This is a genomic window from Stenotrophomonas pictorum JCM 9942, assembly GCF_001431585.1.
In the GTDB taxonomy this organism is placed as follows: domain Bacteria; phylum Pseudomonadota; class Gammaproteobacteria; order Xanthomonadales; family Xanthomonadaceae; genus Stenotrophomonas; species Stenotrophomonas pictorum.
In genome coordinates, this window is the sequence record NZ_LLXS01000039.1 from 1 (window position 1) to 17,265 (window position 17,265).

Sequence of the window (17,265 nt, forward strand, 5' to 3'; positions counted from 1 at the left end):
CAGCTATTCCCGTCCCAATCCCCTGCCTCGTTCCCGCCAGCCGTGACCTCCATCCCGGTTCACCGCTAAAGTACTTGCCCTTTCTGCCGATAACGCCTGCCTACCTTGAGCAGTCGCGCACTCTGTCATGCATAGCATTACCGCCGTTTCGTCCGCTATCGACACCGAGAATCCGGCGCTGGTTGCCGCCTGGCAACGTGGACTGACCGAAGCCGGCCCTGCCGCGACGCAGGTGTTGGCCCAGCTTGCCGATACCGGCGCAGCCGAAATGGCGGTGCATTTCTATCAGGTGATGCTGGATGACAAGCGGGCCTCACGGCTGCTGTCACACGACCAGGTGCGTACGCGCCTGCAGCCGGCCATGCAGCGCTGGGTGCGGGACCTGCTGCTGGCCACGCCGGAACGGGTGGAATCGCTGATCGCCGCCCAGCGGGTGGTGGGCGATGTCCACGCCCGGGTCGGCATCCCCGTCGACCTGGTGACCCGCGGCATGCGGGTGCTGAAACAGCGGCTTTTCCAGCTGATCAGCGAGCAGGCCGGACACAGCGAACACGCGCACGCCGCCGTTGCCTGCCTTACCGCCTCGTTCGACATCGCACTGGAATGCATGACCCTGGCCTACTCCAATGCACGCGAACGCTCCTCGCGCACCGATGCGGCATACCGGCTGTTCTCGCTGGTGCAGAACGTGGGTACCGAGCGCGAACGCCAGCGCGCCCTGCTGCTGGACTGGGAAAACACCTTGCTTTATGCGTTGGCCAGCCAGAACGAGACACCGGAGTTCCAGTCGCTGGCCGGCTCCGAGTTCGGCCTGTGGCTGACCCACAAGGGCATTCCCAGCTTCGGTGAAAGCTCCGAAACCCAGCAGATCTGCGCGCTGATGGCCGCAGTGGACCAGACCCTGCATGACACCCTGGATACAAAGCGCGACCTCAAGGTGCGTTCGGCCCATCTGCAGGAAGTGCGGGCGCGCGTCGGCCAGATACGCAACCTGCTGGGGATGCTGTTCGAGCGTATCGGCGAACTGGACGCCGGTTGCGATGCCCTGACCAACCTGCTCAATCGCCGCTTCCTGCCGACCGTCCTGCGCCGGGAAATCGAGCTGGCGAACAAGAACAAGGCCGGCTTTGCGGTGTTGCTGCTGGATCTGGATCACTTCAAGAGCATCAACGACCAGCACGGCCATGAGGCCGGCGACCGCGCCCTGCAGCACATCGCCAGCATGCTCAGCCAGTTCACCCGTGGCAGCGACTACGTGTTCCGCTATGGCGGCGAGGAGTTCGTGGTGGTGCTGGTGGCGGTGGACGAGCGTCAGGCGCTGGTCATCGCCGATGGCCTGTGCCGGCGTATTTCCGATTCACCCGTGCTCCTGGCCGATGGCCAGCCATTGGCGATCACCACCAGCATCGGGGTCGCCCTGTATGACGGGCACCCGGATTACGAACGGGTCATGGCACGCGCCGATGCCGCGATGTACCAGGCCAAGAAACAGGGCCGCAACCGCATCGTGCTGGCCGACGACAGCCTGCCGGAAGCCCCGGACCGTGCATCGCTTCAGAACCGCTGACTTCTCGGCGCCGGCGCAGGGCCGGTAGCCCATTACCTTCGCCGGCCGGGCCAACCAATGGCCGATGCCCGCACGCGTGCGGCCACGTAGCATGGGGTGGCGGATGTCCCCCCGCCCGCCCCTCGTCTGCCGGATGTCGTCCATGTCATTTGCCCGTACCGCCACCCGCTGGGCCGCCCTGCTGCTCCACGCCACCCTGCTGCTGCCCGGCGTGGCCAGCGCCAGAGAGCTCTCCGCCCCGGCGGCGCACGTGGACAGCGACGGTCCCTACATCTTCCGCAACGGGCGGCAACTGCAGGCGCGATGGATCTGCAATGACCGGGTGGTCGAGCGCACGCTCGCCCGCCGCGCCACTACCCCGGTTCCGTCGCAGTGCGGCTACCCGCGCCCGCTGACCGTACTGCAGCCACTGCCGGCTTCAGCCTCCTCGCTGCCGGCCGCGGCCCGCATCGTCGCCCTGTCCGATATCCATGGCCAGTACGGGCTGCTGGTGCAGCTGCTGCGCGCCAACAAGGTGATCGATGGCAAGGACCGCTGGGCGCTGGGCCGCGACACGCTGGTGATCGCTGGCGACGTGTTTGATCGTGGCCCGCAGGTCACCGAGGCGTTCTGGCTGCTGTACAGCCTGCAGCAGCAGGCGGCAAAGGCGGGCGGCGCGGTGCACTTCGTTCTCGGCAATCACGAGACGATGGTGCTCTACGACAACCTGAGCTACGTCAATCCCAAATATCTGCGCAGCGCGCAGCTGCTGGGCCAGAGCTACCCGCAGCTGTATGGCGCCGATTCGGTGATCGGCCAATGGCTGCGCACCCGCCCGGTGCTGCTGCGCATTGGCGATACCCTGTTCCTGCACGGTGGCATTTCGCCCGAGGCGATCCAGCTGGCGCTGGACCCGGCTGCCACCAATGCCGCCTACCGGGCTTCGCTCGGCCGTCCCCGGGCCGAGCTGAAAGCCGATCCCAAGCTTGCCCCGCTGTATGACGGCAAGACCAGCCCGATCTGGTACCGCGGCTATTTCGATGGCCAGCTGGACACTGCCGGCGTGCAACAGGTGCTGGAGCAGCTGGACCTGCGGCGGATCGTGGTCGGCCACACCTCGATGCCGCACGTGAGCAGCTTCCACGGTGATCGCATCATCGCCATCGACAGCAGCATCAAGAACGGTGAGAACGGCGAACTGCTGTTTATCGAGAACGGCAAGCTCAGCCGCGGCCTGCTCGACGGCTCGCGGGTGCCGCTGGCCGAAGGCCGCGGCAACTGAACGGCCAAGCCCGGCCGTCGTCCCGCCCTCAGGCTGCCCCTACAATGACGCCTTTGTGGCAGCCCGGCTGCCCGGCAATCGAAGTGGAAAGCGCGTGACCGAGAAAAAGCCCGAACACACCCCGCTGATGAAGCAGTTTTTCGCCGCCAAGTCCGACTACCCGGACCTGCTGCTGTTCTTCCGGATGGGCGATTTCTACGAGCTGTTCTACGACGATGCACGCAAGGCCGCGCGCCTGCTGGATATCACCCTGACCCAGCGTGGCAGCTCCGGCGGCGCGCCGATCCCGATGGCCGGCGTGCCGGTGCATTCCTTCGAAGGCTATCTGGCGCGGCTGGTGGCACTGGGCGAATCGGTGGCTATCTGCGAGCAGATCGGCGATCCGGCGCTGGCCAAGGGCCTGGTCGAACGCAAGGTGGTGCGCGTGGTCACGCCCGGCACCGTCACCGACGAGGCCTTGCTGGATGAGCGCCGCGACACCTTGCTGATGGCGATCTCGCGCAACAAGGCCGGCTACGGCCTGGCCTGGGCCGATCTGGCCGGTGGCCGCTTCCTGGTCAACGAAGTCGACAGCGACGACGCACTGGAAGCCGAATTGGCCCGCCTGGAACCGGCCGAGCTGCTGGTCCCCGACGAAGACGGCTGGCCGGAATTCCTGCGCCAGCGCAGCGGCGTGCGGCGGCGTGCGCCGTGGCTGTTCGATGCCGACAGCGGCCGCCGCCAGCTGTTGAATTTCTTCAAGCTGCATGATCTTTCCGGCTTCGGTATCGACGACAAACCGCGCGCGACCGCCGCCGCCGGCGCGTTGCTGGGCTATGTCGAGGAAACCCAGAAGCAGCGCCTGCCCCATCTGACCTCCATCGCGATGGAAAACGCCGGTGAGGCGATCGCGATGAACGCAGCCACCCGCCGCCATCTGGAACTGGACACGCGCGTGGACGGCGACACCCGCAACACCTTGCTCGGTGTACTCGACAGCACCGTCTCGCCGATGGGCGGGCGCCTGCTGCGGCGCTGGCTGCACCGTCCGCTGCGACTGCGCGAGGTGCTGCAGCAGCGTCACCACGCGGTCGCCACACTGATCGATCGCGGCGCCGACGCCGATCTGCGCGAGAGCTTCCGCGCGCTGGGTGATATCGAACGCATCCTCACCCGCATGGCGCTGCGCTCGGCACGCCCGCGCGATTTTTCCACGCTGCGTGACGGTCTGGCGCTGTTGCCGGCGATCGCCGCGCAACTGCAGCCGCTGGATTCGCCGCGCCTGCAACAGCTGCGCGCCGAACTGGGCTCCCATGATGAAAGCGCGCAGCTGCTGGCCCGCGCGATCGCCGAACAACCGCCGCTGAAGCTTGCCGACGGCGGCGTGATCGCCGAAGGCTTCGACGCCGAACTGGACGAGCTGCGCCGGCTCTCGACCAATGCCGACCAGTTCCTGATCGATCTGGAGCTGCGCGAGCGCGAAGCCAGCGGCATTGCCACGCTGAAGGTCGGCTACAACCGGGTACACGGCTACTACATCGAGATCAGCAAAGGCCAGGCCGACAAGGCGCCGGTGCACTACACCCGCCGGCAGACCCTGACCAATGCCGAGCGCTACATCACCGAAGAGTTGAAGAACTTCGAGGACAAGGTGCTGTCGGCCCGCGAACGTTCACTCAGCCGAGAGAAACTGCTGTACGAAGGCCTGCTCGACACCATTGCCGTGCATCTGGAGCCGCTCAAGCGCTGCGCCGGCGCCCTCGGCGAACTGGATGTCCTGGCCGGCTTCGCCGAACGTGCGCAGGCGCTGGACTGGTCACAGCCGCAGCTGCAGGAAGAACCGTGCCTGCGCATCGAACGCGGACGTCATCCGGTGGTGGAAGCCGTGCGCGAAGCGCCGTTCGAGCCCAATGATCTGGACCTGCATCCGGACCGCCGCATGCTGGTGATCACCGGCCCGAACATGGGCGGCAAGTCGACCTACATGCGGCAGAATGCGCTGATCGTGCTGCTGGCGCATATCGGCAGCTTCGTGCCGGCCAGCCGTGCGGTGATCGGCCCGATCGACCGCATCCTGACCCGCATTGGCGCCGGTGACGACCTGGCCAAGGGCCAATCCACCTTCATGGTGGAAATGGCCGAAACCAGCTACATCCTGCACCATGCCAGCGCCCACTCGCTGGTGTTGATGGACGAAATCGGACGTGGCACCTCGACCTATGACGGCTTGGCCCTGGCCGATGCGGTGGCCCGCCACCTGGCCTACCAGAACCGCTGCTACACCCTGTTTGCCACGCACTACTTCGAACTGACCGCGCTGGCCGACGAAAGCCACGAGGGGGGCGCCAGCGGCATCGCCAACGTGCACTTGGATGCGGTCGAGCATGGCGAGGCGCTGGTGTTCATGCACGCAGTGAAGGATGGCCCGGCCAACCGCAGCTTCGGCCTGCAGGTGGCCGCGCTGGCCGGGCTGCCCAAGGCCACCGTGGCGCAGGCACGACGCCGCCTGGCCGAGCTCGAACAGCGCGGCGGCGAAACCCAGAGCGCGGCCATGGCGCCCCAGGCATTGGATGCACCACAGCAGTTTGGTCTGTTTGCCGCACCGAGTTCGGCAGCGTTGGATGCCCTGCAGGCGATAGACCCGGATGAACTGACTCCAAAACAGGCGCTGGAAGCGCTGTACCGGGTGAAATCCCTGCTGTAATCGATGCGACGGATATCCGCGGGGATCGTGCCCTGCACTCGACCGCTTAACGAAGGGCCGCCCCAGTGCGGCCCTTGCGTTTCCAAGACCGCAACGTCGATAACCCGCACGCGAGGCCAGGTTCTGTGCACCGCCTTGTTTGCGATCTGCGACACCGGAGTGGTCGAGAAGGCCGCCGGCAGCTACCGCTACGCGAAATTTTCACATCAACCGAACGCTTGCCCCGCCCGGCACGGGTAGCAAGAGGGCCCGCGAATTCCAATTGGAACGTTGATAGCCAATCACTATCACTGCGAGCACATCATTCGATTACCCATTTCACCACGGCATGGCTACAGTCAGGGCTGGAAACCCATCCCCCGCCCCGCTGGAGCCAGCCATGAGCAGCAACGACACCAAGCCGACCTGTCCGTACCACAGCGCCCCCTCCCCCGAGCAGGCCGCACAGTCGCAGCGTGACACCAGCACCACCCCCAAGCAGCAGCATGGCGACGCGGCGGTAACGCCGCTGACCACCGCCTTCGGTGCGCCGGTGGTGGACAACCAGAACAGCAAGACCGCCGGCCCGCGCGGCCCGTTGCTGATGGAAGACGTGTGGCTGCTGGAGAAGCTGGCCAACCTCAACCGCGAGATCATTCCCGAGCGTCGCATGCACGCCAAGGGCTCCGGTGCATTCGGCACCTTCACCGTCACCCATGACATCAGCAAGTACACCCGCGCCAAGCTCTTCTCGGCGGTGGGCAAGCAGACCGAGATGTTCGCCCGCTTCACCACCGTGGCCGGCGAGCGTGGCGCCGCCGACGCCGAGCGCGACATCCGGGGCTTCGCGCTGAAGTTCTACACCGAGGAAGGCAACTGGGACCTGGTCGGCAACAACACCCCGGTGTTCTTCCTGCGTGATCCGCGCAAGTTCGGCGACCTCAACAAGGCGGTCAAGCGCGACCCGCACACCAACCTGCGCAGCGCCCGCAACAACTGGGACTTCTGGACACTGCTGCCGGAAGCCCTGATGCAGGTCACCGTGGTGATGAGCGACCGCGGCATCCCGCGCAGCTTCCGCCATATGAACGGCTTCGGCTCGCACACCTACAGCTTCACCAATGAAGGCGGCGAGCGCTTCTGGGTGAAGTTCCATTTCATCACCCAGCAGGGCGTGCAGGCGCTGACCGATGCGCAGGCCGAAGTGCTGGTCGGCAAAGACCGCGAAAGCCATGGCCGCGACCTGTTCCAGGCGATCGAGCGCGGCGAGTTCCCGAAGTGGAAGCTGTTCGTGCAGGTCATGCCGGAGCTGGAAGCGGAAACCTACCGCATCCATCCGTTCGACCTGACCAAGGTCTGGCCCAAGAGCGATTACCCGTTGATCGAGGTGGGCGAGTTCGAACTCAACCGCAACCCGGTGAACTGGTACCAGGATGTGGAGCAGTCGGCCTTCGCCCCGAGCAACCTCGTCCCGGGTATTGGTCCGTCGCCGGACAAGATGCTGCAGGCACGCCTGTTCGCCTACACCGATGCGCAGCGTTACCGGCTGGGCGTCAACCACCACCAGATCCCGGTCAACGCCGCCCGCTGCCCGGTATTCAGTAACCATCGCGATGGCGCCATGCGTGTGGATGGCAACTACGGCGGTCTGCCACATTACGAGCCCAACAGCTACGGCCAGTGGCAGGAACAACCGCAGTACCGCGAGCCGGCATTGAAGATCCGTGGCGATGCCGACTTCTGGAACTTCCGCGAAGACGACAACGACTACTTCAGCCAGCCGGGCGCGCTGTTCCGCAGCTACAGCGCCGAGCAGAAGCAGCGCCTGTTCGACAACACCGCCCGCGCCCTGGGCGATGCGCCGGACTTCATCAAGCAGCGCCACATCGACAACTGCAACAAGGCCGACCCGGCCTATGGTGCCGGCATCGCGGCGGCGCTGCAGAAGCTGGCCGCGGCAGCTGCCCCGGCCGATCCATTCGCGCCCCCGCCGCACCCGGGCAGCGATTTCCCCACCGCCACCCCGGGCGCCGAAGACATCGAGCTGTAAGCACCAACGACCGGCACTTCCCTGCCATCACCGCCCGCCCAGCGCGGGCGGTGGTGCTTCCGGACCGCGCCACGCTGCAGACCTTCTTCCCGCAGCCGCCTCTGCCCTGGCTCTTCCGCCCGTGCCCGGGGGTACCATGCAAACAGCCTCCCACCGCAAGGATCCGTGCCGATGAGCCTGACCGACGATCTCCTCTCCCAGTTGCAGGGCGCACCGCTGCAACAGGTTTCGCAGCAACTGGGCATTGACCGCCAGCAGGCGTCCACCGCGGTCAGCGCGGCGCTGCCGCTGCTGATGGGCGCCCTGGGCAACAACGCGGCCAAGCCGCAGGGCGCCGAGGCCCTGTTCGGCGCCCTCCAGAACAATCACAGCGGCCTGGACATCGGCAGCGTGCTGGGCGCGGTACTGGGCGGCAATAGCGCGACTCCGGCCGCCAATGGCGCCGGCATCCTCGACCACATCTTCGGCAGCAACCAGGCCCGCGCCGAAGCCGGCCTGGCCCAGGCCACCGGCCTGAGCCCGGGCACGTCGAGCCAGCTGCTGAAAATCCTGGCACCCATCGTGATGGCCTTCATCGCCCAGCGCATGAGCGGCGGGGGCACAGCCAACGCGGACGGCCTGGCGCAGATTCTGGGCCAGGAAAAACAGCAGGTGTCGCAGGCTGGGGGCATCGCGGGTGGGCTGCTCGGCAGCGTGCTGGACCAGGACGGCGACGGCCAGTTCGGTGTCGCCGACCTGATCAAGCTGGGCAGCGGCCTGCTCGGCAGCGGCAAACGCTGAACCTCACTGCCACTCACAAATCAACGCCACCGCTCCGGTGGCGTTCCGTTGTTGAAGATCCGCATCGGGTGACAGCAGCCCGCGCTGCTCGACGCTAATGCGCGTCAATATCCCCCAACGCCCGGATCAGCCGGCGCGCGCGCTTGTCCGGACGATGTTCCGGCGCCTGATAGCCGGTCCGCTCCGCAGCACGGCGCAGGCGCAGCGCTTCGCGCGCCTGTTTCGATGCAGCGGTCTCCTCGTAAAGCGCCTGCGCTACCGGTGCCGGTCCACGGCTATCACTCAGCCCGCGCACATTGAGCTGGACCACCTCTTCGCCACGCTGCACGCGCAAATCATCGCCTATCCGTATCGCCCGCGAAGATTTGGGTCGCTGTCCGTCCACCTCGACCTTGCCGGTGTCCACCGCCTGTTTGGCCAGGCTCCGGGTCTTGAAGAAGCGCGCGGCCCACAGCCACACATCCAGGCGGATACTCTCCACGGGAACTGCTGGGTGATTCATCTTAGTGCCCCGGCCTCCAATTTGTGACCGGGCGGTGGATACCCGCCTTCGGCCCCCTCATCTGCAAGGTGATAGTGTGCCAGCCCCGAAACCGGCAGCCGCATCCATGTCGAAAGCCACGCATGCCCGCTCACTGACCGAAGGCCCGATCGGGCGCAGCCTGCTGCTGTTCGCGCTGCCTATTCTGGCGGGCAACATCGCCCAGTCGCTGAATGGCTCGGTCAATGCGATCTGGGTCGGCAAGTTCCTGGGCGAGGCCGCACTCACCGCGACGGCCAACGCCAACAACATCATGTTTTTCCTGATCGGTTCGGTGTTCGGCATCGGCATGGCCGCCACGATCCTGATCGGCCAGTCCATCGGTGCCAGGAATCTGCCGCAGGCGCGCCGGGTGATGGGTACCAGCGCCACCTTTTTCGTCGGTCTTTCGGCCGTGATTGCGGTACTGGGCTGGTTCCTGTCGCACCGGCTGCTGTTGGCGATGGGCACCCCGGCCGAATCGCTGCCGCTGGCTGACGCGTATCTGAAAGTGATTTTTCTGGCGATGCCGCTGCTGTACGCCTTCGCCTTTATCAGTGCCGCGTTGCGTGGCGCCGGCGATGCACGCACGCCATTCGGCTTCCTGCTGCTGGCCGTGCTGCTGGATATCGCCTTCAATCCGCTGCTGATCTTCGGGATCGGTCCGTTCCCCGAACTGGGCGTGGCCGGCTCGGCATGGGCCACGTTCTTCTCGCAGGCCTTGGCGCTGACCGCGCTGCTGCTGTATCTGCGCAACAAGCGGCACATGCTGTGGCTGGGCCGAAAGGATGCCCGGCTGCTGAAAATCGACCCGGTCATCCTCACCTCACTGATCCTCAAGGGCGTGCCGATGGGCCTGCAGATGATCCTGATCTCGCTGGCAATGATCATGATGATCACCATGGTCAACGGCTATGGCGTAGAAACCGCCTCGGCCTATGGCGCCGCGCTGCAGCTGTGGACCTATGTGCAGATGCCGGCGATGGCCATCGGTGCGGCCTGCTCGTCCATGGCCGCGCAGAATGTGGGTGCCGGCCGCTGGGAGCGGGTAGATTCCACCGCGCGGACCGGTGTGTTGTTCAATTTCCTGCTTACCGGCGCGCTGATCGCACCGATCATCCTGTTCGATCGCAGCACGCTGGCGCTGTTCCTGCCGGCGGCCAGCCAGTCACTGGAGATCGGCCGCCACCTGAACCACATCGCGGTCTGGTCGTTCCTGTTCTTTGGGGTGAACTTCGTGGTTGCCGGCGTGGTGCGCTCCACCGGTGCGGTGGTGCCGCCGCTGCTGATCCTGGCCGTGGCGATGTGGGGCATCCGTGTGCCCTTCGCCAAATGGCTGCAACCGCTGATGGGGGCCGATGCGATCTGGTGGAGCTTCCCGGTCAGTGCGTTCTGCTCGATGCTGATGATCATGGCCTATTACCGCTGGGGAAACTGGCGCAAGGCGAGCATGCTGGTCACGCCCGAGACCGACACTGTGGCCACGCCGGCGGAGATCGGCGCCGCGCCCCCGGCGCCCGTGGCCGATGTCGATATCGGCCTTGGGATGGAACCTGCTCCCGGCGATACGACAGCACGCTGATCCCCGGACGCCGTGTCCAGGTGCAGCAGCCTGTGCCGGGAGATTCCGGATTCAGTGCGATGCGGGAGATCGTGAGGACTCCAGCGCGCGTCGCGCGCCGGCAAACGACGGCCAAACCATGCGCCCGCGATCAGCCGGCCGACAACGCACTGAACCGGTCAGATCCAGCCAAGCTGCTACCGCACTGGACAAAACATCCCCTCCTGATACAGCGATAACGCCACTGCCAGCAGGAAGCCACCCCCAACTCGCGCCGGCTTCCACCTCCGCCCGGAAGTATCTGTTCTGCCATAAACGCAAACGGCCACCCGAAGGTGGCCGTTGCTGCAGACTGGGTTTGAACCAGCCGGCGGGTATTACTCGGCAGCCTGACGGGCGGCCTTGGCGCGGGCGTTGCCGGCCAGGTCTTCCTTGATGCGCGCCTTCTTGCCTTCCAGGCCACGCAGGTAGTACAGCTTGCCGGAACGGACCTTGCCGCGGCGCTTCACTTCGACCGAGTCGATGATGGAGCTGTGGGTCTGGAACACGCGCTCGACGCCGTAGCCGTGCGAGATCTTGCGCACGGTGAAAGCGGAGTTCAGGCCGGCATTCTTGGTGCCGATCACGACGCCTTCGTAGGCCTGCACGCGCTCGCGGTTGCCTTCCTTGACCTTCACGTTCACCACGACGGTGTCGCCCTGGCTGAATTTCGGCAGTTCGCGGGTGATCTGGGCGGATTCGAATTCCGCGACGATGGACTTGTTCAGCTTGCTCATTGGATTACACCGATTGTTTTCGGGTGGGCGTGTCGATTCGACAGCTTGGACTGATGCAGTCACCGGATTGCGCTGCACGTTTGTTGTTTTGTCTCCATCACCAGTCGATATCGGCTGGCGGGAATCGGCAATTATAGCCTACTGGCTGCCGTCGGCGCCAGTAGGCGGTGTCTGGATTTCCAGACCTGCCACAGCCTCGGCCAGCAGCTTGCGGTCAGCCTTGCCCAGCCCGGCCTCATCGAGCAGATCAGGCCGCCGCAAGGCCGTCCGGAGCAATGACTGCTGCCGACGCCAGCGGGCAATGGCGGCATGGTTTCCTGATCGCAACACTTCCGGCACGTTCCCCAGCGCATGGCTGGCGGGGTGGCTGTAATGCGGGCAATCCAGCAGGCCATCGCCCTCGAAACTGTCCTGCACCGCCGATTCGGCGTCGTTCAAGGCTCCCTCCTGCAGGCGGGTCACCGCGTCGATGATCACCGCCGCGCCCAGCTCGCCGCCCGACAGCACGTAATCACCGATAGAGATCTCCTCGTCCACCTCGCTGGCGATAAAGCGCTCGTCCACGCCCTCATAGCGACCACAGAGCAGGATCATCCGTGGCAGCGCCGCCAGTTCCCGGACCTTGGCCTGGCTCAGCGGACGCCCCTGCGGGCTGAGGTAGATCAGCGGCGCCGGCTGTGGATCGGCGGCACGCGCGGCCGCCAACGCAGCCCGCAGCGGCTCGATCAGCATCACCATGCCAGGGCCACCACCGAATGGACGGTCATCCACCCGCCGGTAATTGCCCTCGGCGTAATCGCGCGGATTCCAGCCATGCAGCTCCAGCAAGCCGCGCTCCTGGGCCCGCCCGACCACGCCAAGCGCGGCCGACTGGGCCAGAAACTCCGGAAACAGGCTGATCACATCCACACGCATGGGACTCAGAACTCCGGATCCCAGTCGACGACGATCAAATCGGCATCGAAATCGACCGATTTGACGAAGTCGTCCATCACGAACGGGATCATGCGCTCGCGGTCGCCGCGCACCACCAGCACATCGTTGGAGCCGGTACTGAACAGATGCGAGACCTGCCCCAGCTTGACCCCCTCCACTGTCTGCACGTCCAGACCTTCCAGGTCGACCCAGTAATACTCGTCGGGCTTGGGCGGTGGCAGCGCACTGCGGGCGACATAGACCTCGGTGCCACGCATGGCTTCGACCACATCGCGGTCGGTCACGCCCGGGAAGCTCGCAACCAGATGCTTGCCGGAATCACGGCCACGTACGCCGCTCAACTCGGATTCCTGCCCTGCAGGAGTACGCAGAATCCAAGGCTGGTAGTTGAAAATAGCGGAACGCGGCTCGGTCCAGGACTCGAGCTTTATTTCGCCGCGCACACCAAAAGCGCCGGCAACCCTGCCCAGCAGGATCCGGCGCTCAGAATCTTTCTTCATGACTTGTGACTGGGCCACGCTTTCGCGTGGCCCGTCAGAATCAGGCCGCAGCGGCCTGAGACTTGGTCGCTTCCTTGTACAGGTTGCGGACCTTGTCGGTCATCTGGGCGCCGTTGGCAACCCACTTGTCGACGCTGGCGATGTCCAGCACGATGCGCTGCTCTGCACCCTGGGCAACCGGATTGTAGTAACCGACGCGCTCGATGTTGCGGCCGTCGCGGGCGCTACGGACGTCGGTGACGATGATGTGGTAGAACGGACGCTTCTTCGCGCCGCCGCGGGTCAGTCGAATCTTGACCATGGTCGTTTTCCTTTGTTGCCCAGTCGCCAGGATGGCGCGGTAAGCCGGCGATTATAGCGGCGCTATTGCTCCATTCCAACCCCGGCCACCCGCAAAAACTGAACCGGCACCCTCGCCTACAGCGGCTGCCAGGCGGCATGGGCCTGTGCCTGCTGCAAGCGCAGGAGCAACTCGTCCGAGCCGCCGAAGCGCTGATCGCCGATCCGCGCCAACGACCACACACCGCTTGCGTTGCAGGCGGCGGCACCGCGGAACGCTGCAAGCGCATCCAGCATCACCTCCCGGCGGAGCTGCCGCTCACCTTGCCACTGCAGGCCGTCAACCAGCAGCTGTTCGGTGGTGCCGCGCAGAGCCGCCGCCTGCGGCCAGACCACCTGGGCGCCATCCCAGAAAACGATGTTCCAGGTGCTGCCCTCGCTGATCCGGCCGGCCGTATCGACAAATACCGCGTCGTCGAAACCCTGCTGCACGGCCTGGCGGCGATGGTGGAAAAGCGGAAACGTTCCAAGATGCTTGATATGCGGCAGATCACGCTGATAGGCCAGCGGCAGCACCGAGCGCGCCAGGGCCGGCCTCGCGGCCGGTGCACCGACCGCTATAAGCACATCCACCGGTACTGCGCGCAATGGCCGGCGGAAGTCGAAATCCCGCGCGAATACCGTGATCCGCACCGAGGCATCCACCAGCTCGCCATGTTGCAATGCCTGCCGCAACCAAGCCCGCAACTGCCCTTCATCCAGCGTCGCGTCGAACAGCTCGCGCGTCCCCTGCTGCAATCGCTGCATATGCAGCGCCCAGCCCTGTACCGCGCCGCCGCGTACCTGCAATGAAGTGAAGTGCCCGTAATTGACCAGCGCCGCACTGACCAGCGCCGCATCCACCGGCTCGCCGTTGCAGAACATTCCGCTCACAGCAATTCCCTTGCCTGCGTCCACAGCGAACGCAGGATTCCTGCCGCCGGTGCGCTGCGCGCCATCCATGCCGACTGGCCGGCCCAGGCCTGCATCGCGTCCAGCCGGTTGTCGATAGCAGCCTGTTGCCGCATCGGGGCGGTAAGCCCGCGCTGCACCGGATATGGGCGCGGCGGCGGTACATCGCCCGCGTCGGCCGCCCGCACATAGGCAGTAGCCAGCGCACGTCCCAGACGGCCACTGAATGCCCGGGTCGCGCAGGTGGCCTCCGGCTCCGCGGCGGCCAAGCCCTGCCGCCAGGCAACCGGGATATCGGACTCATCGGCGGCCAGAAACGCGATGCCCACCTGCACCGCACTGGCGCCCAGCATCAATGCCGCTGCAACCCCGCGCCCGTCGGCGATGCCGCCCGCAGCGATTACCGGCACCTGCAAATGATCGACCAGACGCGACAGCAGCGCGAACAGGCCCACCATCTGCCGCTCGGCCTGCGCGGCATCGAACGCGCCGCGATGACCGCCGGCCTCCATGCCCTGCGCGACCACCGCATCGGCACCGGCCGCTTGCGCCTGCATGGCTTCATCCAGGGTTGTGGCGCAGGCGAACCAGGCGATCCCTGCCGCCTTCAGCCGCTGCACCTGTTCCTTGGAAAAGATACCCATGATGGTCGAGGCCACCGCAGGGCGAGCGGCGACCAGCGCCTCGAACTGGGCAGCGAAATCAGGCGGCACCGCGTCACCGGCAGCCACCGGCACGGGCGGCCCCCACTGCGCGAGAAATCCGCGCGTGGCCGCCTCAGCGGCCGCATCACGCTGCGGCACAGGATCGGGCAGCCACAGATTGATCTGCACCGGACCCGACGATTGCGCGCGGAACGCCGCCATCCACTGGCCGATCTGTTCCGGCGTGGACAGCACCGCGCCCATCGCGCCCATGCCGCCGGTATTGGTCAGCGCCGCCGACAGCGACACCGGGCAGGCGCCTGCCATGGGCGCCAGCAGCACCGGCAAGCCAACGCCGAAGCGCTGGCAGAAACGATCAACGCGCTGCCGGATACCGGGAGTCATTACAAAACCCTATACAGGTGTGGGGAAACCACGGGCACGCGTTATCGCAGGCTCCCTGCGCGGCCTGCAGCGCCCCGCCGTCGGCCGGATCAGCGGAACGGCAGGCCGCCACGCCCCCCCATGGCGCCGAGCATGCCCTTCATGTTGCGCATCATGCCCTTCATGCCGCCACCGGCCAGCTTGCCCATCATCTTTTCCATCTGCATGTACTGCTTCATCAGCTTGTTGACGTCGGCCGGCTGGGTGCCGGAGCCGCGCGCGATGCGGGCACGACGCGAACCGTTCAGAAGGCCCGGATTGCGCCGCTCCTTCTTGGTCATCGAGTTGATGATGGCGATCATGCGTGGCACTTCCTTGCTCTGGCTGACCTGCGCCTTGAGGTGCTCGGGGATCTGTCCCAGGCCCGGCAGCTTGTCCATCAGGCCACCGATGCCGCCCATGTTCTGCATCTGCTCCAACTGGTCGCGCATGTCGTTCAGGTCGAACTTCTTGCCCTTGGCGACCTTCTCGGCGAGCTTCTGCGCCTTGTCCTTGTCGACCTGCTGCTCGACCTGCTCCACCAGCGACAGCACGTCGCCCATGTCGAGGATGCGGCTGGCCACACGCTCGGGATGGAACACATCCAGGCCGTCGACCTTTTCACCGGTACCGGTGAACTTGATTGGTTTGCCGGTGATGTAGCGCACGCTCAGCGCGGCACCACCACGGGCGTCACCGTCGGTCTTGGTCAGCACTACGCCGGTCAGTGGCAGCGCCTCGCCGAAGGCCTTGGCGGTGTTGGCCGCGTCCTGGCCGGTCATGGCATCGACCACGAACAGGGTCTCGGCCGGGTTGACCGCGGCATGCAGGGCCTGGATTTCGGCCATCATCGCTTCGTCGATGGCCAGACGGCCGGCGGTATCGACCAGCAGCACATCGGCGAAGGACTTGCGCGCGTCATCGATGGCGGCGCGGACGATGTCCACCGGCTTCTGCTCCGGGCTGGACGGGAAGAACAGTACGCCGACCTGGTCGGCCAGCGTCTTCAACTGCTCGATGGCGGCCGGACGGTAGACGTCGGCCGAGACCACCATCACCTTCTTCTTGCGCTTTTCCTTCAGGTGCTTGGCCAGCTTGCCCACGGTGGTGGTCTTGCCCGCACCCTGCAGGCCCGCCATCAGGATGATGGCCGGCGCCGGCACATTGAGGTTCAGATCGGACGCCTGCGAGCCCATCACCGCGGTCAGCTCGTCGCGCACGACCTTGATCAGCGCCTGGCCCGGGGTCAGCGACTTGAGCACTTCCTGACCGACCGCACGGATCTTGATCTTCTCGACCAGCGCCTGCACCACCGGCAGGGCGACATCGGCCTCCAGCAGGGCGATGCGCACCTCGCGGGTGGCCTCGCGGATGTTTTCCTCGGTCAAACGGCCGCGCCCACGCAGGCGCTCGATGGTGCCGGAAAGGCGCTGGGTCAGTGACTCGAACATGCGGCGGAACCTGCGGAAATCGTGGAAACAGAGTGGGCAAGTATAACGACCCCTCGCCGCGATCGCCGGTTCGCATCGCCAGCGGCAGGCCCGTATGCGAAACTGTTGCGATGACAATCGTTCTCATTGCCGCCCTGCTCTACCTATTGGCTACAGGCCTGCTGATCCGCGGACTGACAGCCGGCGCCAGCGCTCCACCGCGCGGCTGGCTCGTCCCGGCCGTCACCGCGGAAGTCCTGCACGCCGGTTATCACGTGCTGGTGGCGCTGAACACTGTCGGCGGCCCGGACATGCACTTCTTCGCCGCACTGTCGCTGGTCGGGCTGGGCATGGCGCTGCTGACGACTCTGGTGGGTGCACGCGGACGCATGGCGGCACTGGGCGTGGTGGCGTTTCCGTTGGCCGCGATCCTGCTGGTCATCTACCACAGCTACGGGCATGCACCGAGCAAGGCGCTGGGCTGGCAGCTGGCCACCCATGCGTGGTTGGCATTGCTGTCCTATGCCACGCTGAGTATCGCCGCGCTGCTGGCGATGATGCTGTGGCTGCAGGAACGCGCACTGCGGCAGCGCGAGTTCCGCCCCTGGCTGCGTGCGCTGCCACCGATGGCGGACCTGGAAACCCTGCTGTTCCGCACGATCACCGTAGGCTTCAGCCTGCTGACCCTGACCCTGCTCACCGGCGTGCTGTTCGTCGACAACCTGTTGGCGCAGAAGCTGGTGCACAAGACCGTGCTCAGCGTGCTGTCGTGGATCGTGTTCGGCACCTTGCTGATCGGCCGGCGCCGTTATGGCTGGCGTGGCATCAAGGCCGTGCACTGGACACTGAGCGCGATGGTGCTGTTGTTGCTGGCCTTCTTCGGCAGCCAATTCGTCATCGAACTGGTGCTCAAACGCGGCTGATC

15 protein-coding genes are annotated in these 17,265 nt (G+C 65.8%); 7 read left to right on the forward strand and 8 right to left on the reverse strand.

The genetic code is table 11. The annotated features are described in order from the left end of the window. Positions 1-127: 127 nt before the first annotated feature. The 5 genes from ARC78_RS11795 to ARC78_RS11815 all read left to right on the forward strand — a co-directional run bounded on the left by ARC78_RS11795 (position 128) and on the right by ARC78_RS11815 (position 8,320). On the forward strand, positions 128-1,567 hold the full coding sequence (locus tag ARC78_RS11795) for a GGDEF domain-containing protein (RefSeq protein WP_054657345.1): 1,440 nt from the start codon (positions 128-130) through the stop codon (positions 1,565-1,567). 142 nt (positions 1,568-1,709) lie between these two features. Beyond that, complete coding sequence (locus ARC78_RS11800; RefSeq protein ID WP_083468374.1) at positions 1,710-2,828, forward strand: metallophosphoesterase; 1,119 nt, start codon at positions 1,710-1,712, stop codon at positions 2,826-2,828. A gap of 127 nt (positions 2,829-2,955) precedes the next feature. Beyond that, positions 2,956-5,511 carry a DNA mismatch repair protein MutS gene (gene mutS / locus ARC78_RS11805; protein ID WP_057506393.1) on the forward strand — a complete coding sequence of 852 codons (2,556 nt, stop codon included), beginning with the start codon at positions 2,956-2,958 and terminating at the stop codon, positions 5,509-5,511. A gap of 379 nt (positions 5,512-5,890) precedes the next feature. Then, a complete protein-coding gene (locus tag ARC78_RS11810; RefSeq protein ID WP_057506377.1) occupies positions 5,891-7,540 on the forward strand; it encodes a catalase in 1,650 nt (549 codons plus the stop codon). Between the two features lie 171 nt (positions 7,541-7,711). Continuing rightward, entirely contained in the window at positions 7,712-8,320 is a 609-nt protein-coding gene (locus ARC78_RS11815) for a DUF937 domain-containing protein (RefSeq protein WP_054659035.1), read from the forward strand. A gap of 94 nt (positions 8,321-8,414) precedes the next feature. Here ARC78_RS11815 and ARC78_RS11820 read toward each other — a convergent pair whose 3' ends face one another. Beyond that, the gene (locus tag ARC78_RS11820; protein WP_054659037.1) at positions 8,415-8,822 is read right to left on the reverse strand and encodes an RNA-binding S4 domain-containing protein; all 408 of its coding nucleotides are present in this window, start codon (positions 8,820-8,822) and stop codon (positions 8,415-8,417) included. Between the two features lie 106 nt (positions 8,823-8,928). On the opposite strand from ARC78_RS11820, the gene ARC78_RS11825 reads away from it, so the two are divergent. Then, entirely contained in the window at positions 8,929-10,422 is a 1,494-nt protein-coding gene (locus ARC78_RS11825) for an MATE family efflux transporter (RefSeq protein ID WP_054659039.1), read from the forward strand. A gap of 356 nt (positions 10,423-10,778) precedes the next feature. Here the strand turns inward: ARC78_RS11825 and rplS are convergent, their stop codons facing one another. From rplS to ffh, 7 genes are all read right to left on the reverse strand, one after another. Continuing rightward, positions 10,779-11,177 (reverse strand): 50S ribosomal protein L19, encoded by a 399-nt coding sequence (rplS, locus tag ARC78_RS11830; RefSeq protein WP_057506378.1) that lies wholly within the window; start codon positions 11,175-11,177, stop codon positions 10,779-10,781. Positions 11,178-11,315: 138 nt separating this feature from the next. Next, positions 11,316-12,092 (reverse strand): tRNA (guanosine(37)-N1)-methyltransferase TrmD, encoded by a 777-nt coding sequence (gene trmD, locus ARC78_RS11835; RefSeq protein ID WP_054659041.1) that lies wholly within the window; start codon positions 12,090-12,092, stop codon positions 11,316-11,318. Between the two features lie 5 nt (positions 12,093-12,097). Further along, a complete protein-coding gene (rimM, locus tag ARC78_RS11840) occupies positions 12,098-12,613 on the reverse strand; it encodes a ribosome maturation factor RimM (RefSeq protein ID WP_054659043.1) in 516 nt (171 codons plus the stop codon). A 40-nt stretch (positions 12,614-12,653) separates the two neighbouring features. Beyond that, positions 12,654-12,914 (reverse strand): 30S ribosomal protein S16, encoded by a 261-nt coding sequence (rpsP, locus tag ARC78_RS11845; protein ID WP_054659045.1) that lies wholly within the window; start codon positions 12,912-12,914, stop codon positions 12,654-12,656. Positions 12,915-13,030: 116 nt separating this feature from the next. Beyond that, on the reverse strand, positions 13,031-13,816 hold the full coding sequence (locus ARC78_RS11850) for an aminotransferase class IV (RefSeq protein WP_054659047.1): 786 nt from the start codon (positions 13,814-13,816) through the stop codon (positions 13,031-13,033). 5 nt (positions 13,817-13,821) lie between these two features. Next, positions 13,822-14,892 carry an NAD(P)H-dependent flavin oxidoreductase gene (locus tag ARC78_RS11855; protein WP_057506379.1) on the reverse strand — a complete coding sequence of 357 codons (1,071 nt, stop codon included), beginning with the start codon at positions 14,890-14,892 and terminating at the stop codon, positions 13,822-13,824. Positions 14,893-14,981: 89 nt separating this feature from the next. Further along, positions 14,982-16,361, reverse strand: coding sequence for a signal recognition particle protein (ffh, locus tag ARC78_RS11860; protein WP_057506380.1), 1,380 nt, complete (start codon positions 16,359-16,361; stop codon positions 14,982-14,984). Between the two features lie 110 nt (positions 16,362-16,471). Between ffh and ARC78_RS11865 the strand changes: the two genes are divergently transcribed. Next, positions 16,472-17,263 (forward strand): cytochrome C assembly family protein, encoded by a 792-nt coding sequence (locus tag ARC78_RS11865; RefSeq protein ID WP_057506381.1) that lies wholly within the window; start codon positions 16,472-16,474, stop codon positions 17,261-17,263. Positions 17,264-17,265 lie beyond the last annotated feature (2 nt).

What these genes read in the sequence shown, in the direction of transcription:
- ARC78_RS11800 (WP_083468374.1), top strand. Translation starts at nt 1,710, where the DNA reads ATGTCATTTGCCCGTACCGCCACCCGCTGGGCCGCCCTGCTGCTCCAC.
- rpsP (WP_054659045.1), bottom strand. Translation starts at nt 12,914, where the DNA reads ATGGTCAAGATTCGACTGACCCGCGGCGGCGCGAAGAAGCGTCCGTTC.
- ARC78_RS11850 (WP_054659047.1), bottom strand. Translation starts at nt 13,816, where the DNA reads ATGTTCTGCAACGGCGAGCCGGTGGATGCGGCGCTGGTCAGTGCGGCG.
- ARC78_RS11820 (WP_054659037.1), bottom strand. Translation starts at nt 8,822, where the DNA reads ATGAATCACCCAGCAGTTCCCGTGGAGAGTATCCGCCTGGATGTGTGG.
- ARC78_RS11865 (WP_057506381.1), top strand. Translation starts at nt 16,472, where the DNA reads ATGACAATCGTTCTCATTGCCGCCCTGCTCTACCTATTGGCTACAGGC.
- rplS (WP_057506378.1), bottom strand. Translation starts at nt 11,177, where the DNA reads ATGAGCAAGCTGAACAAGTCCATCGTCGCGGAATTCGAATCCGCCCAG.
- ARC78_RS11825 (WP_054659039.1), top strand. Translation starts at nt 8,929, where the DNA reads ATGTCGAAAGCCACGCATGCCCGCTCACTGACCGAAGGCCCGATCGGG.
- trmD (WP_054659041.1), bottom strand. Translation starts at nt 12,092, where the DNA reads ATGCGTGTGGATGTGATCAGCCTGTTTCCGGAGTTTCTGGCCCAGTCG.
- ARC78_RS11815 (WP_054659035.1), top strand. Translation starts at nt 7,712, where the DNA reads ATGAGCCTGACCGACGATCTCCTCTCCCAGTTGCAGGGCGCACCGCTG.
- ARC78_RS11810 (WP_057506377.1), top strand. Translation starts at nt 5,891, where the DNA reads ATGAGCAGCAACGACACCAAGCCGACCTGTCCGTACCACAGCGCCCCC.
- ARC78_RS11855 (WP_057506379.1), bottom strand. Translation starts at nt 14,892, where the DNA reads ATGACTCCCGGTATCCGGCAGCGCGTTGATCGTTTCTGCCAGCGCTTC.
- rimM (WP_054659043.1), bottom strand. Translation starts at nt 12,613, where the DNA reads ATGAAGAAAGATTCTGAGCGCCGGATCCTGCTGGGCAGGGTTGCCGGC.
- mutS (WP_057506393.1), top strand. Translation starts at nt 2,956, where the DNA reads ATGAAGCAGTTTTTCGCCGCCAAGTCCGACTACCCGGACCTGCTGCTG.
- ARC78_RS11795 (WP_054657345.1), top strand. Translation starts at nt 128, where the DNA reads ATGCATAGCATTACCGCCGTTTCGTCCGCTATCGACACCGAGAATCCG.
- ffh (WP_057506380.1), bottom strand. Translation starts at nt 16,361, where the DNA reads ATGTTCGAGTCACTGACCCAGCGCCTTTCCGGCACCATCGAGCGCCTG.